We start from the raw sequence: 4,878 nt of genomic DNA on the forward strand, positions 1-4,878 counted from the left end.
GGGGTGGACACCCCGGTCCGGCGGCATCGTCCGGCGGCAGGATGGCGCGGTGACCGTCATCGACATCCCCGGCTCCAAGTCCGTCACCGCGCGCGCCCTCTTCCTCGCCGCCGCGGCCGACGGGACGACCACTCTCGTACGCCCCCTCGTGTCCGACGACACCGAGGGTTTCGCCGAGGGCCTGACCCGCCTCGGCTACCGCGTGGCACGGGAACAGGGCGCCTGGCGGATCGAGGGCAGGCCACAGGGCCCCGCGGCCACCGAGGCCGATGTGTACTGCCGGGACGGCGCCACCACCGCCCGTTTCCTGCCCACGCTCGCCGCCGCGGGACACGGCAGCTACCGCTTCGATGCCTCCCCGCAGATGCGCCGTCGCCCGCTCGGCCCGCTCACCGAGGCCCTGCGCACCCTCGGTGCGGACCTCAGCCACGAAGAGGCCGAAGGCCATCACCCCCTGCGCATCGCCGCCCATGGCATCAAGGGCGGCGAACTCACCCTCGACGCGGGCCAGTCCTCCCAGTACCTGACCGCGCTGCTGATGCTCGGGCCGCTCACCGCCGAGGGTCTGCGGATCACCGTCACGGACCTCGTCTCCGCCCCGTACGTCGAGATCACGATCGCGATGATGCGGGCCTTCGGCGTCGAAGTGACCCGGCGAGGCGACACGTTCACCGTCCCGCCCGGCGGCTACCGGGCCACGACGTACGCCGTCGAACCGGACGCCTCCACCGCGAGCTACTTCTTCGCCGCCGCGGCCGTCACTCCCGGCAGCGAGATCACCGTCCCCGGCCTCGGCACCGGCGCACTCCAGGGCGATCTGCGCTTCACCGAGGTCCTGGCGCGGATGGGCGCCGATGTCCGGGTCACCGAGGCCGGCACCACCGTCCGCGGCACCGGGCGGCTGCGCGGACTCACCGTCAACATGCGCGACATCTCCGACACGATGCCCACCCTCGCCGCGGTGGCGCCCTTCGCCGACGGACCGGTCCGCATCGAGGACGTCGGCAACACGCGTGTGAAGGAGTGCGACCGCCTGGAAGCCTGCGCGGAGAACCTGCGCCGTCTCGGCATCACCGCCACCACCGGCCCCGACTGGATCGAGATCCGGCCCGGCACACCCCGCGCGGCCGAGATCACGACCCAAGGGGACCACCGCATCGTGATGTCGTTCGCCGTCACCGGACTGCGGGCGCCTGGCATGACGTACGACGACCCCGGCTGCGTACGCAAGACGTTCCCCGGGTTCCATGAGGTCTTCGCCACGGTTCTCGACAGCAACTGACCCGCGGCCCCACAATCGAGCGTCGATCACGGTCAACACGGAGATGGGGCACGGATGTTCGGGGCGGGGAACCAGAGAGACCGGATGATGCGGAGCGCGGCCGCCGTCGCACTCGCCGGTGCCGTACTGACGGGCACAGCCGGCTGCAGCGGCGACGCGAAGCAGGACGACAAGCCCAGGGACGGGGCCAAGCCCACCGCGGCCCCCGCCGCCGGCGCGCTGACCGAGAAGCAGCTTACCGCCCTCGCCCTCACCGACGGCGAGAAGGTCGGCAAGTACACCGCCTCCGAGTTCACCCTCGGCACACCGCTGGGCGAGGACTACACGGCCGACCCCGCCACCTGTCAGCCCCTGGTCAGCCTCGCCTCCGCCGCCACGTCCTTCCACCCCGCCGCCGAGGTGCACCGCAAGGTCGACGTTCCCGACGAGATGACCGGCACCACCGTCACCGTCCAGCTGCGCTCGTACGCGGGCGACGGCGCGGCCGGCGTCATGAAGGCCCTCGACACCGCCGGCAAGAAGTGCGCCACGGGATTCACCGAGGTGCGCGCCATCGCGAAAGCGAAGTATCTGAAGGTCGAGCCGGCCAAGGCGCCCGCCGTCGGCGACGAGGCGAAGGCGTACCGCTTCACCATCCTCGACGTGAAGGGGAAGCTGAAGCTGTACGAGTACCTCACGATCGTCCGGTCCGGCTCCACCACGCTGTCCTTCCGCGGTGAGATCACCGATACGAAGGACATCGGGGGAGTCCCGGAGGAAGTGATCACGGCGCAGTGGGAGAAGTTCTCCGCAGGGGGCGGCAAGGGCGCATAGGGACGCCCTGTCCGGGCGCACAGCGGATGCGGCCACAATGGGGGGCATGAGCGACAGCCCATCCCCCCTCGCCGACCCGCACATCGTCTTCGATCCGTCCGAAGGCCGCCGGGACATCGTCGTCCTCGGCTCCACCGGGTCCATCGGCACACAGGCCATCGACCTGGTGCTGCGCAACCCCGACCGCTTCCGCGTCACCGGCCTCTCCGCGGCCGGCGGCCGGGTCGGCCTGCTCGCCGAGCAGGCGCACCGGCTGCGGGTGCGTACGGTCGCCGTCGCGCGCGAGGAGGTCGTGCCCGCGCTCAAGGAGGCCCTCCAGGCGCAGTACGGGCCGGGCGAGCCGCTCCCCGGGATCCTCGCGGGTCCCGACGCGGCGACCGAGCTCGCCGCCTCGGACTGCCACACCGTGCTCAACGGCATCACGGGCTCCATCGGCCTCGCCCCCACCCTTGCCGCCCTGGAAGCGGGGCGTACGCTCGCCCTCGCCAACAAGGAGTCGCTGATCGTCGGCGGTCCGCTGGTCAAGGCGCTGGCGAAGCCCGGCCAGATCATCCCCGTCGACTCCGAGCACGCCGCGCTCTTCCAGTCCCTGGCCGCAGGCACCCGCGCCGATGTCCGCAAACTCGTCGTCACCGCCTCCGGCGGGCCCTTCCGCGGCCGCACCAAGGCCGAGCTGGCGGATGTCACCCCCGAGGACGCCCTCGCGCACCCCACCTGGGCCATGGGCCCGGTGATCACGGTCAACAGCGCGACCCTCGTCAACAAGGGCCTGGAGGTCATCGAGGCGCATCTCCTCTACGACATTCCGTTCGACCGCATCGAGGTCGTCGTCCACCCTCAGTCGTACGTTCACTCGATGGTGGAGTTCACGGACGGCTCGACCCTCGCCCAGGCCACCCCGCCCGATATGCGCGGGCCGATCGCGATCGGCCTCGGCTGGCCGCAGCGGGTGCCCGACGCCGCGCCCGCCTTCGACTGGTCGAAGGCCTCCACCTGGGAGTTCTTCCCGCTCGACACCGTGGCCTTCCCGTCCGTGGGACTCGCCCGGCACGTGGGGGAGCTGGGCGGTACGGCGCCCGCGGTGTTCAATGCCGCGAACGAGGAATGCGTGGACGCGTTTCTCGCGGGGCGGCTGCCGTTCAACGGAATCATGGATACGGTCACGGCAGTCGTCGGCGAGCACGGAACCCCCGGCCGGGGAACCTTGCTGACGGTGTCGGACGTCCTGGAAGCGGAGACCTGGGCGCGCGCCCGCGCACGGGAACTGGCCGGACAGGCCGAGAAGACAGCACAGGCTGAAAAGACAGCGAAGGCAACGGCGGAGGCTCGCGCATGACGATTCTGTTGACGGTCCTCGGCATAGCGCTCTTCGCCGTCGGACTGCTCATCTCCATCGCCTGGCACGAGCTCGGCCATCTCTCCACGGCCAAGCTCTTCGGTATCCGCGTGCCCCAGTACATGGTCGGCTTCGGCCCCACCATCTGGTCGCGGCACAAGGGCGAGACGGAGTACGGAATCAAGGCCATCCCGGCCGGCGGCTACATCCGCATGATCGGGATGTTCCCGCCGGGGCCGGACGGCCGTATCGAGGCCCGTTCCACTTCGCCCTGGCGCGGAATGATCGAGGACGCTCGTTCCGCGGCCTTCGAAGAGCTGCAGCCCGGCGACGAGACCCGGCTCTTCTACACGCGCAAGCCCTGGAAGCGCGTCATCGTGATGTTCGCGGGCCCGTTCATGAACCTGGTGCTCGCCGTCGCGATCTTCCTCGGCATCTCGATGACCTTCGGCTTCGCGACCCAGACGACCGAGGTCGCGGGCGTCCAGAAGTGTGTGATCGAGCAGAGCGAGAAGCGCGACACGTGCGCGAAGGGCGACCCGGTCTCGCCCGCCCACGCCGCGGGCCTGCGGCCGGGCGACAAGATCGTCGCCTTCAACGGCGAGCGGGTCGACGACTGGGGCACGCTGTCCGAGCGCATCCGGGCCACCATCGGCCCGGCGGCCCTGACCGTCGTACGCGACGGCCAGGAGCAGGTCCTGCACCCCACGCTGCAGAAGAACATGGTGGCGGCCAAGGACTCGGACGGAGAGGTCATCGCCGGCAAGTTCGTCCCCGCCGGTTATCTGGGCTTCGCCGCCAGGACCGAGATCGTGCCGCAGACCTTCGGCCAGTCCCTGGACCGCATGGGCGACATGTTCGAGAACGGCGTCGAGTCGATCATCAGCCTCCCCGGCAAGGTCCCCGACCTCTGGGCCGCGGCCTTCGGCGACGGCGAACGCAAGGACGACTCCCCGGTCGGTGTGGTCGGCGCCGCGCGCATCAGCGGCGAGGTGCTCAACCTCGACGCACCCACGCAGAACATCGTCGCGACGTTCCTGATGCTGCTCGCGGGCTTCAACCTCTCCCTGTTCCTGTTCAACATGCTGCCGCTGCTGCCGCTCGACGGCGGGCACATCGCGGGGGCCCTGTGGGAGTCCGTGCGACGCCATGTCGCCAGGGTGTTCCGGCGGCCCGACCCCGGACCGTTCGACGTCGCGAAGCTGATGCCGGTCGCCTACGTGGTGGCGGGGATCTTCATCTGCTTCACGCTGCTCGTGCTGGTCGCCGACATCGTCAACCCGGTGAAGATCTCGTAGCGCCGTGTTTTCCCGGGGGACGACCCCCGGACCCCCGGTCGCTGTGTTCACCCGGGGGACGACCCCCGGACCCCCAGTCGCTGTGTTCACCCGGGGGACGACCCCCGGACCCCCAGGCGAAATGACGCGGCCGGACACTGTGTGGTGTC

General features: G+C 70.5%; 4 protein-coding genes. All 4 read left to right on the forward strand.

The annotated features are described in order from the left end of the window. Positions 1 to 49: 49 nt before the first annotated feature. The 4 genes from aroA (at position 50) to ACWGI8_RS39590 (ending at position 4,729) form a co-directional block, all read left to right on the forward strand. Positions 50 to 1,282, forward strand: a complete 1,233-nt coding sequence (aroA, locus tag ACWGI8_RS39575; protein ID WP_453668288.1) for a 3-phosphoshikimate 1-carboxyvinyltransferase — start codon at positions 50 to 52, stop codon at positions 1,280 to 1,282. An 84-nt stretch (positions 1,283 to 1,366) separates the two neighbouring features. Beyond that, positions 1,367 to 2,095 carry a hypothetical protein gene (locus tag ACWGI8_RS39580; RefSeq protein WP_453668285.1) on the forward strand — a complete coding sequence of 243 codons (729 nt, stop codon included), beginning with the start codon at positions 1,367 to 1,369 and terminating at the stop codon, positions 2,093 to 2,095. 46 nt (positions 2,096 to 2,141) lie between these two features. Beyond that, positions 2,142 to 3,431, forward strand: a complete 1,290-nt coding sequence (gene dxr / locus ACWGI8_RS39585; RefSeq protein ID WP_453668286.1) for a 1-deoxy-D-xylulose-5-phosphate reductoisomerase — start codon at positions 2,142 to 2,144, stop codon at positions 3,429 to 3,431. Beyond that, complete coding sequence (locus ACWGI8_RS39590) at positions 3,428 to 4,729, forward strand: M50 family metallopeptidase (protein WP_453668287.1); 1,302 nt, start codon at positions 3,428 to 3,430, stop codon at positions 4,727 to 4,729. The genes dxr and ACWGI8_RS39590 overlap by 4 nt, the downstream gene beginning before the upstream one ends. Positions 4,730 to 4,878 lie beyond the last annotated feature (149 nt).

The organism is Streptomyces sp. NPDC054841, assembly GCF_053611045.1.

Excerpts from the sequence above, each read along its gene's own strand:
- ACWGI8_RS39580 (WP_453668285.1), top strand. The coding sequence starts at position 1,367 with ATGATGCGGAGCGCGGCCGCCGTCGCACTCGCCGGTGCCGTACTGACG.
- dxr (WP_453668286.1), top strand. The coding sequence starts at position 2,142 with ATGAGCGACAGCCCATCCCCCCTCGCCGACCCGCACATCGTCTTCGAT.
- ACWGI8_RS39590 (WP_453668287.1), top strand. The coding sequence starts at position 3,428 with ATGACGATTCTGTTGACGGTCCTCGGCATAGCGCTCTTCGCCGTCGGA.